The following is a 24935-nucleotide window of genomic DNA, read 5'->3' as shown; positions in this document are numbered from 1 at the left end:
ATCAATGTTCTCTAATACAAACTTTTTAAAAGCCAATGTAAACCTTATTGAAGTATCAGTAACTCGAAAAGTGTATGGATTGCTAAGTAATTCTGCTTTTTCAGCTTCAGTATAGTGATGTCTTGAACTCATAATAGTTATGCTCCTAATAATGAAAGGATAACATCCAGATGTGGTCATTAACAATAACACAATTGTCCGAAAACACGGTATTGCCTTCAAAAAAATGTATAAAACAGATTTTGGGCTGTATTTTAAATGGGTATTACCACATGAAAGTGGGTCTAAAGTGAATTGATATGTGTCCACTCTATAGGTAGTAGTTTAAGGTGGCTGTGGACGGATAATTACCGTATATGCCCAATCGCCTGTGATAAAAGCCATGTTGAGGGGTGGCTGCAATCCTGGAATCAGGCTATGAGCCCAAAAAAGGTTTATTACGGGTGGCCGATTTAGTGAAAACTAGCTATATGCCCAAAGTAATACAGTAGCGCTCTTTAAACTATTACTTATAGAGTGGACACGTACAAACTACCTTTAGCCCCACTTTCAGCATGTAGCATGAAAAAGCTGCCCGCCCATTTACCTTGAAATTAGCCCCCTACTGTTCTCGGATTCAGAGCCTGAGGCAATTAAAATCAGCCACACCAAAGGTGCTTGCCGTTGACGGGTTCTGAGAAAAACGCTACAATGCTGAAATCGACGGTGCGAGATATCTACTGTTCCCATCATCCTCACCGTCGGCAGGGCTGGTAGGGCGTTTTCCTCAGATTCAGTCAATGGTGGCGTACCCAGCCAATATATTATTTTTCATATATAAAAACCGCCAAGATAGACAGGCAAATATACCTGTCTATTTTGACGGTTATCCATCTCTTATTATAATTATTTTTTTATTGTATCTCTCTTACCCCATATACAACCATCCTGTTATTGTTGCCTGAATACTCGCAGGTACTCAGTACAATAATATCGCTTGTATCAGGAATATACATGATGTCATAAAGAGATTTCTCCATTGCTTTTGTGTACATTTCTTTTATTTTTTCCATGGTGATGCCGCTTAGTGCTGCCTCTTCATAGTCTCCTCCGAAAACCTCATCATTATCAGCAAAATAAGCAGAAAAAACATGATAAGTAATAACTTCTTTTTCTGTATAGACAACAAATTCCTGATGTTCTTTGTAGTAGTCTTCGCTCTTATACTGAAGAAGGGGATGAAACATGCTACCATCTTTTCTGTTGTGACCATATACTATCGTTAGAGGATTTTCAAATGCAGGGGTAAAAGAACTATCGGCAAAGAAAGTACCAACACTTCCCTCAGATTTATCAAATCTATGGTCCAGATAAAAAATGTTATCTGTCCCCTGCACAATGGGGCCATCTATCTCACCATCGCAGGCGCTTATCCAGCCTACAATATCAGGATTGATCTCTTTTAGAGCATCAAAATCAATCGGATTAAATGATTTAACATCATCCGATATTTCAACTTTGCTTATTGAGGCAGCACCTGATGATGGTGCTGCCTTATAAGCTATTGTCTTTATGGCTTCATTTTGAGTTCTGTCATTCTTATAACCGATAGCATATCTGATAAGCATACTACCGGTTACAAGCATTCCTGCAAGCAGCAAAAACAATACTACTTTCAGAATCTTTTCCAGACTGCTACTTTTCATAGGATTATCCATTTAATATTTCTTCTTTCGGATTCTTAAGTATGTTGCAAGCACAGCTGCAAATGCCAGCATAAAGAGTAGGAACAGTGCTGATAATGTTCCAACAGGAGTATCATCAGAAGTTCTTACACCTGCCTTTTGACTTCCATCAATATGGTTATTCTGGTCATCTTCAACCATCTGAGCATCTGTATTTGTTTTCTTGTTATTAGTTACCGGAATACTCTTATTTTCAGAAGTTTCATCTGATCTGTTTTCCGAACTATCTTCCGCATCTTTATCCTTATTGCTATCTTCAGACGAATTGGAAGAAGTCGCAGGTGTAGTAGTTGGCGGAGTTGGCACAGGCAGTGGTGATGGCGTCGGCTCCGGCACAGGTGTTGGTGTTGGCATCGGTCCAGGAGTTGGCTCCGGAGTCGGTGTAGGCGTCGGCAAAGGAGTTGGCGTTGGTTCAGGATCTGGTTCAGGGTCCGGTGTAGGCTCTGGCTCCGGCTCCGGCTCCGGCTCAGGCTGAGGTGCCACGAATGAAACCTGTACAAGTGTCTTAGCAGGCATATCATTAATGTCACTTGCAAGCGTAACAACAACTGAACCACTAAGAATAGTCACATTCTTAAAAGGACTGTTCTCATTCTCGAGAAGACTTCCCCATACACTTAAGATATCTTCTGATGAAGCTGTAATATTTCCTTCATCATCTTTAACCAAAGTACCTGTATATGGCTCCTGCTTACCTTCTTCATTTGTATAAACATAGCCTGAAATATCTACGCTATAATAGTCTCCTGCCTGATTCCACCATCCAACTGTGAGGGTATCTGAATATGTATATCCATTATCCTCATCAGGCTTAAATTCAACAGACATGGCTTCTTCAATAAATGGTGTCGCGTCATTTACATATGTGTAGGACTTATCATCATCATTTATATAGTCTTCATTTTCTCTGTCTACAGCAATGAGTTTCTTATAGGTCTTTACTTCACCACCTGTTTCAATATTACCTTCATCATCAGTAATAGCTTCAGTGGTGTTTTCAACTTTAAGATAGTGTGATGCCGGGTCAATAATAGAATTTGTAAATATCACATGGCAAGGATCACTATCCTTATCTGCTATAGCACCTGATGCAAATCCATAATATCCGCCCTTATCTGTATTTTCTTCGATATATGTAGATCCGGTTGAACCTGTGATAGTAACGCTTCTTCCGGTAGGGCTGTCAGAAACTGTATATATTACTTCATCACTTTCATTTTTAACCTTAGTTACCTCATATCCAACATATGATGGATTTTCCGTAACTTCAAAAGTATATCTGGAATTGATTCCAACCAGCACAGCTATCTGACCTGCTGCAGCCCTGACAACTCCGTCTGCAGATGTAAGAGCAGCGCTTCTTGAGTAAGCGCTTGTATCAAGCATTGCATCATTTCTAAGATCACTGTCACTAACTCCTGATACTTCTGAGGCACTATATAAGTAATACTCTCCTTTAAACGGAACTTTTGTTCCATCAGGCCTTATAAGAGATACTTCAAACTTAAAGCCATAAGTTATAGGATCTTGCTCAATAACCTTCTCAATAATAAGACTTCCGTCATTTTCCATGGCAGTATTGGTAATGTCTGTTGTATCACCTGTTCTTACTGCAGTTGTCTCATAATAGTTTTTAAGTATAAAGCCATCACCGTAGTCATAATCTGTATCTTCAGAGACTTTATAGGCAATTTCAGTAGCACTTTGTGGCGCTCCGTTTCCATAAACATATCTTGGAAGTCCCTCAAATACATAGACCCAGGTATTGTCGTCATCCCTTTGCTTTGGCGTATCAAGCATTATAGGATTTTCGCCATAGGGCTTGATAGCTGAAACACCACCTAAAACTTCGCTGTTAAAAGCACCAGAGTTAGTAGCCACTTCCGTATCTTCAGTTACAAAGAGCCTTATCATGGATGGTCTTATGCCGTGAGAATCAGACTCGTCTTCCCAGTGCTTTATTGCAGTAACATCTTTTGTAATAAGAGTATTTGTTATTACAGTTTTATAGGTATCTGTAGTCTCATCAAAAGAAGTTACATATCCGCTCTCATCTCCTGTTGTCTCCTGAATATACTCAGATGCTGTGGATACAAGGCTGTAACCAAGCGGAACATACGGTGCTCCTGTGGAATCAGTCTCTATAAACCTGTATTCATATTTAACAGGTGAACTGCCATTATAATCTTTGTAGAGAACAAGATCATCTACAGAGCCCTTCCAGCTATTGCCTTCATTTAATTCAATTAAAGACGCAGTAGTTACATCTGCCCATGTAGTTTCATCAGCAGCTTTCCTCTGAAGCTTTGCAAATATACTATTAGGCCTTGTCTTATACTTGTTGTTGCCATCACTCCATTTCTTTTCTACAGATGCACTTCCATGAGGAGTGTTGACAATCTGAGTCTTTAGCTCTTGAGCACCTGTAGTCTTAACGTTTACTACTTCAACCTCATCAAAAGAGCTGCCATTGAAAACATAGTACTTTGTATCAAAGCCTGTTCCACTAGTTTCTGAGATGTAATAAACGATTGTTTCTCCATCCATATTTATTAGTGGCAAATTCTCAAATGAACTCTTCCAGTCAGGGGTACCTGTAAGGACGCGCTTTATTGCCTGCGTTCCATATTTTACAGGCTGTAATTGGCTAGTTCCGTCATCAAGGCCATTTTTGAAGTTTCTGGAATAAAGATTAATTTCTACATTCTTTTTGTCTGTATTATTTGTAGTATTCCAGATCTTCTCAACAGTTATCGGATTAGTCCTTGTAATAAGGAAATTAGTTACAGAACTCTCCTGTGCTGTGTCACTTCCACCATATACATAGCTGATGTTATCAGTAGCAGTAAATTCAGATGCATCCTTACTCTTATCCCTTGTATAGGCATTAGGAGTCACAAGCTCAGCCAGTCTGTACTGGTATTTAACAGGACTGCTGCCATCTGAAAGTTCATACAAAGGAAGATTACTTACAGTTGCCTTCCAGTTTCCAGCCTGATTAACCTCTTTCGCACTCTGTCCCTCTACATTTGCCCAGGTGCCTTCTCCAACTCTTCTTTGAAGTGTCAAGCTTACGCTATTAGGGCGCAGACCATAAGCATTATTATCATCAGACCATATCTTTGTTCCTGTGATACTTGTAAGAGGTGTGTTTACAATCTTGTATGTAAATGCACCGGTGCCGCTGCTCTTCGCATTTGCCTCCGTAACCTTGGTAAAGGTATCTGCTGACTGTATATAATATGCCGTATCAAAAGCAGTGTTTGCAGTTTCTTTTACATAGTAAACAATCTCTGCTCCTGAAGAATTGTACTTAGGCAGACCATTAAATTCATGAGTTCCATTTCCACTAATTGTTGCCTCACAGCCAGGTACAAGTGAAAGTGTACCTGTTCCGGAATCAGTACCACTTGATAGATTTCTTGAATAAAGCTTTACTGATACTTCTTTTATATCGGCGCTGCTCAAAGTATTCCAAACTTTCTGAACTTTAATAGCCTCAGCGTCTGTCCTTTTGATCAGATGGTTTGTTACAGTATTTTTCTGTGCAGCATCAGTGCTTTCGCTATAGTCATAGCCATAATCATCCGTAGCAGTAAATTCGGAAACGGATGTATCTCTTGTATATGCATTAGGAGTAGATAGCTCAGCAAGTCTATACTGATACTTAACTGGACTTGTGCCATCTGATAATACATATAAAGGAAGACTACTTATACTTCCTGTCCAGTTATTTGTGGCATTTAATGTTACAGTTTTTCCGGTTACAGTTGTCCATGCTCCGCCATCTGTTTTACTCTGAAGTGTAAGAACTATACTGCTTGGACGAATACTGTATTTATTATTATCATCATTCCAGACCTTAGTTCCTGTAACTTTTGTAAGAGGTGTATTTACTACAACAACTCTGAAATCATCTGTGATATCGCTTGAAGTATATTTAAGTTCATCTGCTGCAGTTCCAGTTGGCCATGTATCACCGGAGCCTGTCATGTATTGAGTTTTGAAACTGCCTGTTGTCGTCTCTTTTACATAGTATCTTATAAGCTTACCGTCTTTATTAAACTTAGGAAGACCAGCATACTCGTACTCTGCGCCGTTACTTAATGTTATCTCTGCGATATTTGATATCTGCGTAGGTGCAGCCGAGGACGGGTCACCTCCCGTATAGTTATTACTAAAAAGAGCTACCTTTACATTACTTATTGTTGCATCTGAAGAGTCTGCATTCCAACGCTTTAATACCCTGATAGGCTTATCCATAGGTACAAGTGTATTGGTCACTGTAGTAGTAAAGTTTCCATTTGTATCACTACTTCTAGAATGAACTATAGAATATGATCCGCCACTTGATTCCGGAAATGTGCCGGCAGTATTGGTACTACCTATTTTGGTTTCTACAACACGGTAGAGATAAGTATTATTCTCTCCAGTTCCATAGAATTTAGGAAGATTATTAAAGGTCTTACTCCATGTATCAGTGCCGGAAACAAGTTCCGAGTTTGTTATTTCCTTTGTTGTTACATCTTCCCAAGTCGTTCCATTATCCTTTGAATTTTGGATTTTCACATAAATACGTGTTGGTCTAAGACCATATTTATCACTGTCATCATTCCATTTTTTTGTAACAGTAAGACTTACAACAGCTCTTGATGTATCAAGCTGATTTACAAGTTTCTTAGTGGGTGAAGTGCCTTTAATACTTGTTATATCAGCCGGGTTGTAAACCTGATAGTTACCTGCTGTTACCCTTGTGCAATACAGATCACTATCTGTTTCTGTTGTGCCGTTTTTAGTCCATGTGGTAGTTTGAGCATTATCTGCAGGTTCTGTAACTTCAATAGTAGTCCCATTTTTGTCTACTATGCCTGTTTCGCGGATCCTGTACTCATAGTTTGCCCCACACGATCCATTGCTATTGGCAGTAACAGGCAGGCCGGTTAATGTTTTGGCCCACTTTGAAGATGAGCTAAGTGAATATGGACTATTATTATTATTGTACTTAGTCCAGTTTGAACTACCAGCAAGGCGATAATATACATCAAAAGTAATGGAACCTTCTCTCATTCCATAGTCGTTGCTGTAATCATCCCACATCTTTTGAATGCTAAAGGAACCTTTTAAAGAGTTCTTCAAACTGCCAAGTGTAAGGATACTATCCGAGGCATTGTTACTATCCGAGGCATTGTTAGCCTTTGAATAAACTAAATCCTTGACCGTTTTATAATTTGCCTTAACAAAATCTGAATTAAGTGTCTCTTTTACGTAATATGTATAAAGATTACCGTTAACAGAGTAGATCGGAGCAACAATCGGATCACCATTTGCATTCTTAAAACTTATAGTGTAAGTCCAGGTTGTGCCATCATCTGATGAAACCTTCTCAATATTGTAATCGCTTGAAGTAAAAGTAATCTTATCTGGATTTCCCTTTCCTGACTGGGTATTTGCAATTGCATAGACCTCAAAAGAAAGAGCTTCCTGAGTATCTGTTGTTTTTGGAAGCATATCAGTCCAGATTGTTCCATCAGCCTTTTTAGCTTCCCATACCTTTGTAAACTGTATCTTATAAAAGCCTGTTGGATCATAAGTATTCTTAAATGTCTCTGTTTTTAAATTGTTCTCAGCTGTATTTGCAAGGCTGACACCGGAATTGGCAAAAGCTACACCAATATATCCACTACCACTTATCATAGTGTTACCTGTAGTAGCTATTCCATCTCCACCTCCGATCAACTTTATATCGTAACCGGGCATATCATCAGTAAGCTCTACTGCATAATATGCATAGAGCTTTCCACTTGGAGCAAATATAGGATAGTTCTCCCAGGTGATCGTTTCCTGTTCAGTTGCATTTTTGTTATATTCTATTATCTTTGTATCAAGAAGCTCTAAATTCCCGCCATCAATGTTAAAAGCGGCCGCAGCAGCTATGGAAGAACCGATATCATTTGAATTTGTATCATCAGCATAATTTCCATTTGTATAGCCATGTCCATCTGATTCAAGTTCTTTTCTGTACAATCTGAAAGTTGCTTTTGCAACAACTTCCTGATATGTCTTCTTATCGATAGTCCAGTCTTTTATTATCTTAAAGTTTCGCTTGTTAGTAGCTGCATTAAGCTTATACTGATTTGTCAGATCCGTCGTATTATCAGAATAATGTGGGATCATGATCTCAGCCGGAAGTTCATTGTGCCCTTCTAATGTGTTATAAATAACTTCCCTTACTTTGTATGTGTACAGATATCCCAAGCTGTCATATTTAGGAAATTCTGCATAAGTAGACACAACTGTGCCGCTATCATTATATGTACCATAAACGTACATAGACTTAAGTTTATTTAACTCCTGTGGTGATTTAGAACCATCATCAGTACTTATCTGAGCTACTGAACCTGCTTCATAGGTAGCCATTTTTCCTGCCTGATCTTGACCGGATACATCAGGAACATCTCTGGAATGGTCATAAGAACTATCCCTGAAAAGATATATATGAGCAAGTGGCAGATTACCGACATCAATACCATCAGGAACACCTACCCAAAGCTTTCTTCCTTCGATTTTAACGGTGTCAGAAATACTGACAAGAGTAAAGCTGTCTTCCTTAGTAAAGCAAAGATTACCTAATGTAACAGTATCTTTGTCTGCCCAAAGTGCCTCTTTTACCAGAAGCTGTTTATCTGTACCAACTGTCGTAGTATCTACAGCTTCCGAATTATAATCTGTATCAGCGCTATTTCTTAAAGGCTCTGTGTAATGCTCAGGATTATACTGGGATGTGGCATTATTAAAGGTTTCAGTTACATAGTAGGTATAGACATTTCCATTGTCATCGGCAGCAGGAAGTCCGCTAAATACAGCCTTCTGTATAAACTTGTTGCCAGACTCGACATCTTCCCATCTCTCGGTATAAGAGCCTGTATATGGAATAAGCGCACCGTTTTCGCCGCCGTCATAATACAAAGTATAGTAGATATCCGGTCTCTCATTACTCTTTGCCTGATCATGCCATATTACATAAAACGATACTTCATCTCTTTCGCCTGCAGCCCTGTTAGTATACTTATAGCTTTCAGACATGAGCATCGTTTTTACGTCTTGATATCCAAGATCATTGGTGCCATCAATAAGAGAATATTCTGGTGTTTCAACATCTTTTTCAACAACATATCCCGTAGTTGTGGTATCCTTTGTGGCATTTAGATCAAGCTCTGTTTTTACTATATTTGCTGCATCATCTTCAATTCCGTTTTCATCACACAGAGTTTCTAAAGCCTTTGGAGTACCTGTACACAGATATTCCTTTACAGAATAGATATAGTTATTTCCATTTTCATCATATGCAGGATAATAATTATTACCATTTTTGAAAGTAACTGTAAGTGCGTTGCCACTTGTGAGTGTTGTCTTACCTTCATCTGAATATGTTGGAATATCAATAAATGCTACTTCTTTTTCTGTATCATTAACTTCCCTGAAAAGGGCAACTCTAAGGAAATCACCTCTAAGTCCAAGATGATTGGCAGAATCTTCCCATATCTTAGTAAAAGTAAATGCTCTGCTTCCAACTCTTGTATTGGTAATCTTAAAGCTTGTTCCGGTGTCATTTCGAACAATATCTACTTTATAGCCCGGCTTAAATGAATCTCCGTTTTCAATAGCTGTTATCACGCCACCGGTAATTGAATTATTTGAATATGTGGCCTTTTCTACTGTCCTTCCATAGCCGTCTGTAAGCTTTATGCTAAGGTGCTTCTTTATCGCCTCTGCTGCATCCTCTTCAGAACCCTCTGCCTTAAAATCATTTCCATCGACCCATATATAGTTTGCATAATCTTTGGCCGATGTAAGAGTAAGTTTATAAGGCTTTTCTGTATCTCCGCCTTCATAAACCTGTGTAAATTCTCCTGCATCATCATATGTACCAAATAAAACTGTAATATTTGACCTCTGTGAGGTGTCTGAATCATCCTTCCAGATCTTACTTACATCGATCCTTGTTTTTGAAGTCTCTGAACCAGTATAGTTTCTGACAGAAAGATCAATTCTCTTACCCGTTACAGTTTTATCGTAATCTTTACCATAATGAATTCCCTGTTCAGTGGCATTTTCGACATACTCTTCCAGCATTGTATAAACGTACTGCTGCCCCTCATCTGTGTAGGCCGGAACTATCAGATCTTCTGTTTTCCAAGTCCAGTAAGAACTACCTGTTGTAGTTGTATTCTTTGTAACTGTATAGTTATGTACCTCATCAGTATCTGTCTCGTTAAAATGTATGTTAAAGGTACCTGAAGTCCCATTTTCTTCAGGCTTATTTAGTATTATCGAAGCATATACGGAACTGCTTTCTCCATCTACAGCCCTGTAAAGCAAGAGATGAACATTTCCTGTATAATCGTTTTCAGTCTCAATCCCCCAGTTGCCGCTCCATGTTTTTAGCATGGATAGCTTTTTGGTTCCGTATAATTTATTTACGATTATGGCCTCTGCTGACTCGACTCCGTTTTCTACAGATGTCTTATATGTTGAAACGGCCTTATAAGAGTATTCATATGGCGCAGTACCAAGAGTATAGAGCGCGCTGTATTTTCCTGCTGTATTAACATCAGCTTCCCATCCGGAGGCATCAAATTCGGCAATAGCCCCGCTTCCTGAAGTAACTGCTGATTCAATTACTCGATATTCGTATTTTTTTCCAAGACTATCATATAGTTCCTGGGCAGCAAAAGAACCAGACACTTTCTTCTTACTTGAAGAAAAGCCTGAAAGTTCCTTGGTTTCTACATCAACCCATTCTGATCCTTCTTTTCTCTGAAGTGTTAATTCGCAAGTTGAGCCGACATAATCACTTATTGCAGATACATTCCAGTTCTTTGTAATTGCCGGTGCAATCTTGGCACTTCTTACATTGCATACGCGACCATTATTGAGCGCAACCTTGTCAGAAGATTCCCCATTAAAGGAACCTTCTCCGTTAAAATAGACAGTCTTATAAAGCTCAGACTTTGATACTTCTGTCACGTAATAATTGTAGGTGTATCCCATTTCATCAAATCTTGGGAACTTTACAGAACTACCTGCAAAATCAGCAAATGAAAAAGTGATCTCACTAGAATTTGCATGTTCAGAGCTCAATGAAAATGAATACTGTTTTGCATTATAAGTAACGGGAGCACCATCAGAAAGTGTACCATTACTCGGATATCTCCACAGATAGAATGTAATTCCTTTTTGTATCGCAAGTGCTCGTCTATCTATACTGTCCTGATCATTATCGTCGCACCATACCTTTTTAAATGTAAATTCCGCATCACCAATGGCTGTTGCATAGATTTTCTGCCCAGGAAGACACTTATCTGTCTCGGTACTGTCTGCACCGTTGTCATAGGTGAATTTATAGTTTGCATCAGAAGAACTTGTAATTACTGTGTAGTATAAGATTGCATCGCCATCGATATTATAAAGAGGCAGTCCAGTGCTGCTATAAGACCATACAGTTTTTCCTTCAGCATCTGTCCCTTTAGTCCAATTAATAGAAAATCCTGAGGTAACTTCCTCTGCCGGATTGCTGCCAACAACCCTATACAGATGCATTGTGCTCTTTCCATCACTAAACAGGGTATTTTCAGCCGGAAGTGCAGGTAGTGATTCCTCTGTTGCCTGTCCAATACGCCAGGTTATGCTTCCGTTTACACTGTTCGTAAATACAAGGCTTACCTCATCAACCCCACTTTCAGAAATACTAAGATAACCATCTGCGTTTAAACCATTTAACTGATAATAATCTTTTTTACCATCATAGAAAGTATCTGACAGCTTTATATACCAGTCATATTTTGTAGTTCCATCGGCCATGTACATTGGAAGCTTTGAATAAGCTATGTTCCAGCTAAAAGGACCACCAACTACTGTGGGCACATTTGCCCCCGGTGATACAAGTATTGATGAATTATTGGTTACCTTTTCATATGTAGTTCCGTTTTTGTAATACAGCTCAATAGATCCTGCTATAGAAGATTCTTTTCCTTCTATTGATGTTCCTGTAGTAAAGGGTCTTAGATCAGCATAGTTTCGGTTATCCAGCCATTCTACAGTAAAGAGAGGACTTACAAGAGCAAGGATTGCATTATCAATAGTTATAGTTGATGTAGTCCATGCTGCTTCATTTAAATCTCTCACTGGAGAAAGCACAAAATATGTATCACTTCCTATAACGCCTTTGGTAACAGAGTATCCATCAGCCGTTGTGATCTGAATTCCATAAAAACCTGAAGGTATCGTATACTGTCCAGTTCCTTCAGGTGCAGCCCCGCTTCCCTTCTCAATATAAGCAGGAATACCTGAAAATGAAAAATCGACAGAAGCAGTTGTATTGCCACTTCCGTCATCTATGATTCCATTTACAGTTTGCTCTAAAGAAGCTATCTCAATAACGTCAGCTGTAAGCTCCGAGTCTTGTTTTTTTACATTTTTTCCATTGATGTTTCCGAGCAGCTTTATTGTAACTTTTGACTCATTTCCTACAATGAGCGACGCATCTGAAAAGACAACATGAACATTTTGAGAAAAAGACTTATCGGAGTATTCGACATCATATGTGGTCGGCGTTGTCGCAAGCAAAGTAAATCCATAGGGAGAGAAACTATCAGTTTCAAAGTTGACATTGCCCTCAGTGTCAACATCTGTAGCGATAACTTCTTTTTCATTTTCATCTTTTACATGGATAAGCTGAAAATCATCATTTCTAAGACTGTCAGTGTCAATGTTTTCAGGAGGTATAATAGTTACCTTAACACTCTCATCAAGCTCTATTTCTTCTCCATCCAGTACTACAGAAATATCAAGAGCATAGACAACTTCTCTTTCTCCATCCGCAAAGAGGTCCTTTGCCTCGTCCATACTTATTTCTGATACTACAAGCTCAGCACCAACCGGGAGATTTCCTTCAACCTTAACTCCTGATGCTTCAAGTACTGCATATTCATAGACTATTTCTTTTTCTTTAATCACAACAGTGATAGAAGGAGCATCAGTCTCTAAAATATATTCATCAGAAAACTCAGGCACATACTTATATTCTGCGCCTGCTTCATTTGAATTAAACTCCTCAAAAGAGCTGTTTTCTATATCAAGTTTCCATGTGATGTTTTCAATAGTCACATCTTCTTGAGCAGTAACTATCTCTTTTTCAAGCTTGTAAAAGCCTTCTTCGTCTTCAAATAGCTCTTCTTCAGAACTATCTTCTATAGTTGCTTCATCAGAAGCCGCATAAACTCTAAGCGCAGGGAAAATAAGATCAAGCATTGCAGAGTCTGACTCTTCATTTATCTCTTCAGGCTCAGTTTGAGTATCTTCTGCAGAAGGCTCTAAAGTCTCCTCCTGAGTATTCTCATCCTGCTTATCTGCTTCGCCCTCGGTTTCTTCTTTGCCATCCTGTTCTTCTTCAGGTTCCTTAATATCCGGCAATTCTTCATCTATACATGCACCTTCAGTTGCAGAATCTGTGCTTGTTTCTGCTTCTTCTGTATCTGAACTTCCAAGAGTACAAGCCTCATCATTTTCAGATGAGGCCAAATTGGCACTATCTTCTATGGAGGAAGCACTGCTTGCAGCTGAAGAACTCTTCTCGACCCTGATCTTTACTTCTTTTTCCTCCTCATAGGAGACTGTAACATTCAAAGCCTTCGGAAAAACAATATTTTCTTCTTCTGCACCAAAATCAAGAGTCTGATTAAGTACGTCTTCATCAAGCTCTTCAATCTTTATGATCTTCTTTCTTTCCTCTTTAGATTCCATTTCACCTTCAGCAAAAACTCTGAAGTCCACGCTGCTAAGAAAAAGCACTGTGCTAAGTGTAATTGCAATTCCTCTTGATAATAGATTTCTTCTCATAAGCATTTCCTCATAAAAAAATAAAAAGCCATAGAAAGCATACCTACTCCCGTATGCTTTCTATGAGCAATGAAATCTTGTAAAATGAGCGCCACAGCGCTATATATATAATTTTCCCCTCACCAATATGTTATCAACTCAACTGTCACTCAAATGTCACAAAACAGGAACAAACTATCACCAATCTCTAAAATTACAATAAAAAAAGCCTGAAAAATTCAGGCTTTGATGTGTTATATTTGCGCTCTATGCCTTAAATACGAGGGTTGCCAAAGTCTTTTCAGCCCAGGAGTATTGGGACATATATTCGCCACGAAAGGCGTTGATTGCTGCAGGGTTTCCCTGGATGTAAGCGTAGTAGTCACAATCGATTTTGTTGGAGTCGATGCCAATTGAGCCATATTTTCGAAGTACAATGTCGTTACAACCAAGCTCTGTGAGAGTTTTGTTAAGATCACTTATCATGTTTTGGAGATAGGATTTGTGTTCTGATGCCTTATGATCATCTTCCCATAACTTATCCTGTAGTTCTCCTATTGAACACATTCCCCTATGGTCTATGAGATAAGCACACATTTCTTTTGTCTTATTGTAATGGAACATTACCGGAAGCTCATCTACGTAGAGTTCAAAGGATCCAAAACACCGAGCCTTTATCCTACCATCCCATTTTAGTTCCTGAGGATAACGCAGATTGTCAATTTCAGTCAGGATCATATCTTTTGTGATCGGCTTCATCAGGTAACCGCTTACCCTTAGTTTTGTAAACGCTTCCTCGATGTATTCATTGTATCCGGTTGTAAAAATAATATTGATCCTTGGGTTTACTTCCTTCTTGAGCTGTTTTGCCAGCTCAAGCCCATTTACCTTAGGCATTTCAATATCCAGAAACGCAACTGCAGGTTCGCAATGCAGTGCCATACTTAAAGCCTCACTACTGTTTTGTGTAGAGAATATCTCCGCGTCAGGAAGTGCCTGCTTTATTGCTTTACATAGCCCTCTAAGGGCAATTTCCTCATTGTCTACTGCCAGTATTTTCATTTCCCTTCCCCCTCAATTGGAATAATAATGGTGGCAGTTGTTCCTTCACCTAATTTACTATCTATCAACAGTTTTCCGTTGCAAAGGCTTTTTAATCTGTAGGAAGCACTGTATACTCCTACATGTTTTCTCGTATCACTTTTTCTCTCAGTCTTTAGTTCTAATGATGGCTCAAAACCTACACCATTGTCAGCAACTATTATGTTTATTTTTTTTAAATCCTTTTTTACAAATATACTAATTGTCCCACCGTCAGGATTCTTTTCAATGCCATGTCTGACCGCATTTTCAACAAGCGCCTGAAGTGCAAGTGGAGGAAGCATAAAATCTTTTGTCTCTACCTCCAGTATTGTTTCAAGCTTATCTCCAAAACGGATTTTTTCTATTGCAAGGTAATTTTTTACATGCTCCAGCTCATCTTCAAAAGGAATAAGTCTATGACTATCTAAGTCCACCATGCTTGTCCTTAGATAACTTGAAAACATAGCTATTGCCTTTTGCGCTTCTTCAGCAGAACTGTCACAAAGTACATAGATAGTATTTAAAACGTTGTAGATAAAATGAGGTTTCATCCTGCTCATAAGAAGATCTGTCCTGATCTCAGACAGCTCAATTTCCTGCTGTTTAATTAGCAGTTCTTTTTCCAGCTGAACAAATATCTGAATTACCACTAAAGTAAGTGTTACCATTAGAGGCATAAGGATTATATCTTTAAAAAAGCCTCTTAATAATGAACCAAAAAGAGGTCCCGCAATAAAAACAGCAAAAGCAAAAATTTCACCTTTACTAAAGGTCTTTATCCTGCTAATAAGTATTCCGATCATGATAGCCGTAATGAGATATCCTCCGAACTGACCTATATAGTACAAAGGTCCCGGAGTAAGAGAATCAGCACTTTGTGTATATATACCGCCCGTAAAGCCTGTAATGAACCAAAATTCACCCATCACAATGCCTAGCATGACAGCTGCTTTGGCCCAAATACTTGCCTTATAAACGGCCGGTCTGTTATAAAGATCAAGATACAAAGTAAAGTGACCTATTACCATAAAATATGAAAAGTCACTAATGCCTGAAGCTAATGCTTCAAGCATAAACTTTTCTTCTGAATATGACAAAAGCAGGTAGTTATCAAAACTACCTGCCACTAACATCAATACATCAAAAGAAAGCATAAGGTAAAAAACCTTCACGCTCTTTTCAACATTACGAAAACCATGCATGAGATTACCGATCAAAAACAGTGACATGATGATTGCTGTATAAAACTGAAGATAAGCATTTATATATGCCATAAAAAGCCCCCAGTTACTTAAATGCTACCAATCCAGTGAATTGTTCTCTATCTTCTTATCTCTTAGCATCAGGTCATTTAGTGCATCTCCCGGTGCTTTATTGTTAAACAATATGTCATTTACTGCCTGTACGATAGGCATCTCCACTTCATACTTTTGAGCAAGCTTAAGAGCAGCTCTGGCGCTATATACGCCCTCTACAACCATATGAACTTCGTCCATGGCTTCCTGATAGGATTTCCCCTGTCCAATAAGAATTCCTGCTCGTCTGTTTCTGGAATGCATTGAAGCACAGGTAACAACCAGGTCACCAATTCCTGAAAGTCCGCTAAAGGTCTCAAACTTTCCGCCCATTGCCATTCCGAGACGCCCAATCTCAGCAATTCCTCTCGTGATAAGGGCTGCCTTGGCATTGTCCCCAAGTCCATATCCATCAGCCATTCCTGCAGCAAGGGCAATAACATTTTTGAGAGCTGCACCAATTTCTATTCCAAGCATATCAGGGCTAATATATACCCTGAAAACATTATTCATAAATACGTTCTGTACATATCTTGCAATATCTTTCTCAAAAGCTCCAACAACAATTGATGTTGGTAGCCCCTTACCCACTTCTTCTGCATGAGAAGGACCTGATAAAACACATACATCACATCCCGGGATTTCATCAAGGATTACATCTGACATGACCATAAGTGTGTCATCCTCAATTCCCTTTGTACAGTTGACTATTATCTGCTTATGCTCATCATCACCTGTTATAAAAGGCTTCATAAGCTTTACGGTCTCACGTAAATGTGCAGATGGAACAACTAAAACTAAAAGATCTTTATTCTCTACTGCTGACTTTATGTCTGAAGTATAAACAACGCTTTCAGGTAGTTTGACTCCCGGAAGTTTATCTTCATTACCATGATAATTCTTAAGTTTTTCTACTGTAGCCTCACTTCGCGACCATACAGTAACACTATGTCCATTATTTGTTAAAAGATACGCAAGTGCTATTCCCCAGCTACCTGCTCCTATGACACCAATTTGCCTGTTATCCAAGTCCTATCTCCCATTAAGTCTTAAATTAATCCACTTTATTCTTTTTAAATATATAGGTTTTGCGTTCCTGACCATTTATGAGCTTTTTAATATTTCCTCTGTGCTGATAAAAAGCAAGCAAAGTCAAGAGTGCAACTATTATATAAACTTCAATAAGAGCTCCCTGAGGTGCATAAAACAGACCCATCTGTCCATATATGATCGTTGTTACAAGAAGTGCAGAATAATAGAACAAACTGCAGATTGAAACAATATGGAACAGATTAAATGGCAGGAAGAATGAAATAAGTCCCATTATAAGGAAAAGAATATTGAACTGTATACTGAGATAAATAGTATATCCTGCAGTACATGCGATTCCCTTGCCACCCTTGAATTTAAGGAAGAAAGGAAAGTCATGCCCAAGAACAGTTCCTGCAGCAGTATAAGCCATAAACAGTATGATATATTCCGGATTGGATCTTCCAAACATAAGATAAGTTATAAATATGGCAACCATACATTTGAGCATATCACCTAAAAGAACTACAGCTCCTGCCTTGGGTCCAAGTACTCTTAATGTATTGGTGGTTCCGGCGTTACCCGAGCCAACTTTTCTTATATCTACGCCTTTAAGCCTTCCATAGAAAACAGCTGTCTGTATCATTCCAAAAACATAACCGATGATAATGCAGACAATTCGCGCCCCAACTAAACCTGATGTGGTCATTTATTTATCCTCTTTTCTCTCCCTGATAATAAATCTCAAAGGAGTCCCCTTGAATCCGAAGGCTTCTCTGATCTGGTTTTCAATATATCTGGTATAACTAAAATGCATAAGCTTTTTGTCATTTACAAATATAACGAATGTTGGTGGCTTTACAGAAGCCTGCGTGATGTAGTAAAGCTTTAATATCTTACCCTTATCACTCGGTGGCTGCTGCATTACAACTGCCTGTGTCATGATCTCATTGAGAACACCAGTCGCAACTCTGAGTGAATGGTTCTCACTTACGATATCAATAAGATCATAGAGCTTTACAAGACGCTGTCCTGTCTCGGCAGAAATAAAGATGATCTCTGCATAATTCATAAATGAAAGAGTATTTCTGATATCCTTTGTAAACTCTTTTACAGAGTGGTTATCCTTTTCGATAAGATCCCACTTATTAACAGCGATGATCACAGCCTTACCACTTTCATGAGCTATTCCGGCTATCTTGGCATCCTGCTCCGTTACGCCCTCCTCTGCATTAATAACAAGGATTGCTATATCAGCTCTTTCAACGGCACCGACAGTTCTGACGATCATGTAATGCTCAAGCTCGTCCTTTACTTTATTTTTCCTGCGCAGTCCTGCTGTATCAATGAATGTATATTTCTTACCGTTATATTTTACTTCTGTATCGATAGCATCACGCGTTGTTCCTGCAATATCAGATACAATAAGTCTGTTCTCGCCTATGAGTTTGTTGATAATAGATGACTTACCAACGTTAGGCTTACCAATGATTGCTATCTTGGTTGTGTCATCATCTTCATCACTTGTTGAATCCTTACTGAAATGACTTACAACTTCTTCAAGAAGATCACCTATTCCCTGCTTATTAACCGCTGAAATAGGGAAAGGCTCTCCAATTCCAAGGTTATAAAACTCATATACATCCAGTGAATCCCTGTTGAAGTTATCTACCTTATTTACACACAAAACTACAGGCTTTGCTGATCTTCTGAGCATATCTGCCACTTTTGAATCAGAATCAGTAAGTCCCTGCTTAACATCTACCATGAAAATGATAACATCTGCTGTATCAATGGCTATCTGTGCCTGATCTCTCATCTGTGAGAGAATGATGTCCTTGGAATCAGGCTCAATACCACCTGTATCAATAAGTGTGAAGCTGTGATTAAGCCATTCAACATCCTGATATATTCTGTCTCTGGTAACGCCAGGTGTATCCTGAACAATAGCAATCCTGCTACCTGCCAGAGCGTTAAAAAGTGTTGATTTTCCAACGTTTGGGCGGCCAACTACCGCAACAATATTTTTCTTACTCATAATTATCCTTTATAAAAGTTCATCTTCCGGAATATCAAATAATATTGAAACAAGGTCATGACCATCGCACTTTGATATTCCAACTTTAGTGTTTAGTTTTTCCTCAATGTCGCAGATCCTCACGTCATCAAGAAGATAGTCCTCTCCGCTTCGAAGAAGGTTTTCAGGAAGAAAAAGCTCGCTCCCAAGCTCTTTTCCCTTAAGCTGATTTATGATATCTGTTCCGGTAAGAAGACCTGAAACGGTAATCCTCTCGCCAAAAAACTCGTTAATTATCTCATAAACATGCACTTTTAGTCCAGTACAAATACTCATAGCCTTCTCTGCCATATCCCTGATGCATGGATATACCAGTCTTCCTGTGGCAATCGATATCTCTCTGTTTAGGCTATCAAGGTGCGTCTTGTGTTCTGAAACAGCCTTTTTAAGTGCCTCTTCATACTCATCTATAAGAAGCCTCATCATTCCAACGCCATTTTCAAGCTGAATATAGCCGTCATATCTTTCTGCTTCAGGGAAATCTCTTCCTGCAAGGAAGTACCACTCATCGCTTGCATGAATGAAATGCATCCCATATTCATTATAAATCTTCTTTTGCCAGCTTTCTATAAGGTCAATGACCTCTCCGGCATCCTGACTGTTAAAGGGTTCAAGCGGATAAAGCCCGTCTCTGTATTTGGAAAGTCCAACCGGAACTACTGATACACTTTGAAGGTTCGGTATATATTTGGACATATCAGAAATGGACCTTTCAAGCTCTTTACCATCATTGACGCCCTTACAAAGAACTATCTGCCCATTTATCTCAATTCCGGTACCCGGAGCACATAATCTGTCTACTTTTTTAAGTGCTTCACCGGCAAATCTGTTGCCGAGCATCTTACATCTAAGTTCCGGATTGGTAGTCTGAAAAGAAATATTGATAGGAGAAAGATGATATTTTAATATCCTGTCAATATCCGCCTCAGACATATTGGTAAGTGTTACATAATTGCCTTGAAGGAAAGACAGTCTTGAGTCATCATCCTTAAAATACAGTGTTTTTCTCATGCCCTTTGGCATCTGATCAATAAAGCAAAAAATACATTTATTGCTACAGGACCTGTAATCATCCATGAGTCCGTTCTCAAACTCAATTCCAAGATCCTCGTCAAAATCCTTATCAATATCTAAAAGCCACTGCTCGCCATTTGGTTTCTCAATCAGTACATCAAGGTGTTCATCCTGAACAAGGTATTGAAAATCAAAAATATCCTCTATTACCTGATCATTAATTTTTAAGAGCTTATCGCCCGGTTCAATATTTAATTCTTGTGCTATGCTTCCCTCATCGACACTACCGATAAGGTGTCCTATATTCTTCTTCATGCCCTGTATTATACCATCTTGTCCTTGACGTGTCAGCACCATAGATGTTAAAACAGTAAATGTAGAACTATGTTCTAATCTAAATATTTCAAAGAAGGAAGCGAAAAATATGCCAGATTTTAGAAAACTGGAAGGTACTATTCCGGTTGCACCTCTTAATCTAATTGTAATGGATTCAGCCAAAGAACTTGGTGACAGCGTCAATCGTTATATCTCAGAGTTCAGACACGAACTTTACAAAATGCCTGAGAACGATCCCGCTTTTCACGGCTATGTAAAAGACAATTACAAGATCGATATCAACCTTGACAGATTCAACAGTGGTGAAGCTAAAGCTACTATCAAGGAAAGTGTTCGAGGAAACGACGTTTACATTCTTACTGATGTATGCAATTACAGCATAACTTATAAAATGTACAATTACGTCAACCACAAATCTCCTGATGATCATTATCAGGATCTTAAACGTGTTATAGGTGCAATTACTGGCAAAGCAAAAAGAATAAATGTTATCATGCCATTCCTTTACGAAGGACGTCAGCACAAGAGAAATGGTATGGAATCACTTGATGCTGCTCAGATGTTTGCTGAGCTTCATGACATGGGTATCTCAAACTTTATTACCTTTGATGCTCATGACCCAAGAATATCAAACGCCAAGCCTCTTGGTGGATTTGATAATTTCCTTGCTTCATATCAGTTTATGAAGGCTCTTTTATCTCACATTGATGACCTTGTAGTTGATAAGGATCATCTAACTGTCATTAGCCCTGATGAGGGAGCTCTTGACAGAGCCGTTTATTTTGCAAACGTAATCGGCGCTGATACAGGTATGTTCTATAAGAGACGTGATTATGCTCACGTTGTTAACGGAACTAACCCTATTGTTGCTCACGAATTCCTTGGTTCTGATATTTCAGGCCGCGATGTTATCATCATCGATGACATGATATCTTCGGGATCAAGTATGATAGATACTGCCAAGCAGCTCAAGAACATGGGAGCTAAAAGGGTATTCATCTGCACTACTTTCGGTCTTTTCACAGACGGAATGAGCAAGTTTGATGACGGCTACGAAAAAGGATACTTTGACGCAGTTATTACTACTAACCTCACTTACATGAATGAGGAAGTTACATCAAGAGAATACATATTCATCGCAGATATGGGTAAATTCCTTGCTACTATCATTGATTTCCTTAATCACGACGCTTCTATGGCTACAGTTAATATGCCAACAGACAAGATTCATGAGATTGTCGGCAAATACAACTCAGGATGCAAGACTCCAACTGAGCTCTTCGATTAAATATATAAAAAATGTGCCCATAACTCCATGTTATGGGCACTTATTTTTTATTCTGCAATATCAAATCCAATTATTACTTTAAAGAGATCTCCGTCAAGCCTGATGTCAAAGGTTCCGCCCTGGGCAATGGTAAGGTTCTTGGCAATAGAAAGTCCAAGTCCGCTTCCTTCAGTTGTCCTTGATTCATCCCCTCTTATAAATTTCTTAGTCAGTTCATCGGCACTTACGTTAAGCTCTTTTGCAGATATGTTCTTAATTGAGAAGAAGGCTTTCTTTTTGCCTTCTGCATCCTCCAAAGTGTACATCTCCAGATATACTCTGGTTCCTGACAGGGCATACTTACAGGTATTGTTAAAAAGATTCTCCAAGACTCTCCATAAGTGCCTTGCATCTGCAACTATGGATATATTCGTCTCCTGGGCTTTAAAAATCGGAGTAAGGCCACTTTTTTCAAACTTCTCGAAAAATTCGCCGATAGTCTGATTGATCAGTTCAACAAAATCTATTTTTGAAAGCTCAATACTAATATTTCCCGAACTTATTTTTGAAGCCTCAACCAGATCTTCAGTAAGCTTTTTAAGCTTTTGAGATTTTTGATCAAGTATATTTACGTACTCGATTACTCTCTCATTACCGATATCTTCCCTCTTTATAAGGTCCACATAGTTGATTATGGAAGTCAGCGGAGTCTTAATATCATGAGATACATTTGTTATAAGATCTGCTTTCAGTTTTTCATCCTTCATACTGGTATCCACAGCTTTTTCAATTCCTTCACCAATGGAATTAACTGCATCTGCAAGAGCTATATTGTCTGAATGAAGTGCTGAAACGTCGACCTTTGATTTAACGTCCCCATTTTTTATTTGCTCTATGACTTTGATGATACGGTCTCTGTCAAGGTTTTGTCTGTACAGATATATACCAATTAGTATATCCAAAAATGCTGCGATAATTACACCTGCAAGACCTATTTTAAACAGGCAAAGATTTATTACCACAAAAAATATATATGGAATCCAGGTCCTTATGATCACATTTCCATTGTCAGTAGTTGTAAGGATCAGATTCTTTGCCCCAATAATTACCATTCTTAGGATAGAATCTTTCCAAAGAGCCTTCTCTTTTACCTTATCTGCAATACCATAAATAAGTCCCAGAAATCCAACATTAAACACGAAAGCACCTAAAGCCGCATATACGGGGAAGTTCTCAAGCCGAACCATCTTCATGTAACTCATCTGTGTTATAACAGACGCCAGTACAAAAGCACCAAAAGGAGCCGCCATTATTATAATATTCTTAAGACAGGCTATCTCGGTCTTTATAGTACTTCCGTTTACAATAACAGGCGTCTTAAGAGTTATTATAAACAGAAGTATATACATGAATGCCGCAACAAAGCACAGTATCAAGATCTGTGTCCTGTAAGGCATATATTTGGCAAAACTGCTCTTTCCCTGATAAAAATCATCGCTGCATGGGTAGCCTAAAGTATCTACAGCCACGTAAACCTTTATCTGATCAGGATAGGCGTAGCTGTAAGTTTTAAGAAGGCTTCTTACCACGTTTTCTTTTATAAGAGTGTTGGTCTCGTACTTAAGCTCATATGGGCAGTAATATATGTATCTGCCGTAGCCTTCAAATACACTCTTTATATCTATTCCGGTTGTCTCTCCAGAAAGCTCGGAAATATTGGTAAACACAGATGTACTGCCACTTACTGTTCTGGAAATATAGTACCTTAAGTTACTTGACTGATATCCATAGTACGAAAGGAGCTTTCCATATTCCTCGAAGTTGGATAAAAGCGTTCCCGCAGCCTCCTCTACATTACTGCACAAAAGGCTGTACTCTTCCCAGTTTGATACAAGGTCCTCAATATTTTTCCCATCTACAGTCTGATATCTTGAAACGAGAATATTGTGAGTACCTCCCGAAGGAACGGAATTTCCTGAAACTGTAAAGGCAACGCTGTTATCAGAAAGCCCGGAACTAAGATAAGAATTCATCCCACCTGACATAAGATTGTTCTTAAGGTGCGTATATGTAGTTGTGGCACTTAAAAATGAGCTGCTCTCTTCCTCGGTGAAATTTCTTGTTTCATAAGTAAAGCCACTTTGGGCCCACTTTAAAAGATCTGATACTGTATAAACAGCAGTGACGTAGTCTCCCGGAAGCGTAGTTCCTCTGTTCACATAGGCAGTTACATCAATTGTCTTTTCGCTGTCGTACTCGCCTGCCGTTTCTAACTGGCTTCTGATGGCTATGAGCCTTATGACATCAGCAAGGTTATTGCCAAGAATGTTGTTGAAAAGATATGAATCCTCATAGGCTCTGTTCCTGTCTGATTCATACAATGTGTAGGAATAATCTCCCCTGGCACCTGTAATGATTATGCTGGTCCCGGCAAATATAAAGACCAGCGAAAAGGCTATAAATGCCGCAAGAACATGCTGGATCAATGTAAGAATTTTAAAATTAATTGGCTTTTTTAACATGGCTCCTCATCTTCAATCTTGTATCCCACACCCCACACAACTTTGAGGTACCTTGGATCTCTTGGATTGATCTCTATTTTTTCTCTGATATGTCTGATATGGACAGCTATTGTATTGTCTGCAGCAAAAGATCCGTTATCCTGCCAGATGCTCTGATAGATCTGATTGATCGAATATACCTTGCCCTTATTTTTCACAAGAAACTCTAAAATATTATATTCGATAGGCGTAAGTCTTATCCTTTCACCATCTACAAAACATTCCTTGGAATTGTCGTCAATAACAAGGCCACCGGTCTTATAGACATTCTCCTTATCTTCCATGCTTCCAAGGGTTGTGTATCGTCTTAAGTTGGACTTGACTCTTGCAACCAGCTCCAGAGGATTAAAGGGCTTTGTGACATAATCATCGGCGCCGATGTTAAGTCCCAATATCTTATCAGAATCCTCTGACTTGGCAGATAAGAATATAACAGGAATAGAACTGAATTTTCTAAGCTCCATCACCATTCTCATCCCATCCATTTTGGGCATCATGATGTCTACAATTGCCAGTGATATCTTTGTTTTCCTAATGATATCAAGTGCCTCTACCCCATCATAGGCCTTATATATTCTGAAGTCCTCCTGTGAAAGATAGATCTCGATCGCATCAACTATTTCTTTGTCATCATCGCAAACTAATATGTTCTCCATACTCTGCTCCATATCT

11 protein-coding genes are annotated in these 24935 nt (G+C 38.8%); 1 reads left to right on the top strand and 10 read right to left on the bottom strand.

Features of this window, described 5'->3' with window-relative positions:
• Window positions 1–893 precede the first annotated feature (893 nt).
• From G585_RS17265 to G585_RS0105665, 8 genes are all read right to left on the bottom strand, one after another.
• Window positions 894–1697, bottom strand: coding sequence for a class B sortase (locus G585_RS17265; RefSeq protein ID WP_022773604.1), 804 nt, complete (start codon window positions 1695–1697; stop codon window positions 894–896).
• Window positions 1698–13622: a Cna B-type domain-containing protein gene (locus G585_RS19480; protein WP_022773603.1), complete on the bottom strand. Its 11925-nt coding sequence runs from the start codon at window positions 13620–13622 to the stop codon at window positions 1698–1700.
• 246 nt (window positions 13623–13868) lie between these two features.
• Entirely contained in the window at window positions 13869–14663 is a 795-nt protein-coding gene (locus tag G585_RS0105690; protein WP_022773602.1) for a LytR/AlgR family response regulator transcription factor, read from the bottom strand.
• On the bottom strand, window positions 14660–15958 hold the full coding sequence (locus G585_RS18790) for a sensor histidine kinase (RefSeq protein ID WP_022773600.1): 1299 nt from the start codon (window positions 15956–15958) through the stop codon (window positions 14660–14662). The genes G585_RS0105690 and G585_RS18790 overlap by 4 nt, the downstream gene beginning before the upstream one ends.
• 24 nt (window positions 15959–15982) lie before the next feature.
• On the bottom strand, window positions 15983–17008 hold the full coding sequence (locus G585_RS0105680; RefSeq protein ID WP_022773599.1) for an NAD(P)H-dependent glycerol-3-phosphate dehydrogenase: 1026 nt from the start codon (window positions 17006–17008) through the stop codon (window positions 15983–15985).
• A gap of 25 nt (window positions 17009–17033) precedes the next feature.
• Window positions 17034–17717, bottom strand: a complete 684-nt coding sequence (gene plsY, locus G585_RS0105675) for a glycerol-3-phosphate 1-O-acyltransferase PlsY (protein WP_022773597.1) — start codon at window positions 17715–17717, stop codon at window positions 17034–17036.
• Window positions 17718–19046 (bottom strand): ribosome biogenesis GTPase Der, encoded by a 1329-nt coding sequence (gene der, locus G585_RS0105670; RefSeq protein ID WP_022773596.1) that lies wholly within the window; start codon window positions 19044–19046, stop codon window positions 17718–17720.
• Between the two features lie 9 nt (window positions 19047–19055).
• On the bottom strand, window positions 19056–20414 hold the full coding sequence (locus G585_RS0105665; RefSeq protein WP_022773595.1) for a DUF512 domain-containing protein: 1359 nt from the start codon (window positions 20412–20414) through the stop codon (window positions 19056–19058).
• A 109-nt stretch (window positions 20415–20523) separates the two neighbouring features.
• On the opposite strand from G585_RS0105665, the gene G585_RS0105660 reads away from it, so the two are divergent.
• Window positions 20524–21723, top strand: coding sequence for a ribose-phosphate pyrophosphokinase (locus G585_RS0105660; protein ID WP_022773593.1), 1200 nt, complete (start codon window positions 20524–20526; stop codon window positions 21721–21723).
• A 47-nt stretch (window positions 21724–21770) separates the two neighbouring features.
• Here the strand turns inward: G585_RS0105660 and G585_RS17255 are convergent, their stop codons facing one another.
• Entirely contained in the window at window positions 21771–24224 is a 2454-nt protein-coding gene (locus G585_RS17255) for a sensor histidine kinase (protein WP_022773592.1), read from the bottom strand.
• On the bottom strand, window positions 24218–24919 hold the full coding sequence (locus G585_RS0105650; RefSeq protein WP_022773591.1) for a response regulator transcription factor: 702 nt from the start codon (window positions 24917–24919) through the stop codon (window positions 24218–24220). Before G585_RS0105650 ends, G585_RS17255 begins: the two co-directional genes overlap by 7 nt.
• Window positions 24920–24935 lie beyond the last annotated feature (16 nt).

The organism is Butyrivibrio sp. AE2015 (genome assembly GCF_000420825.1).
In the GTDB taxonomy this organism is placed as follows: Bacteria; Bacillota; Clostridia; order Lachnospirales; family Lachnospiraceae; genus Butyrivibrio.
This window is presented reverse-complemented; position numbering and strand designations above follow the sequence as displayed.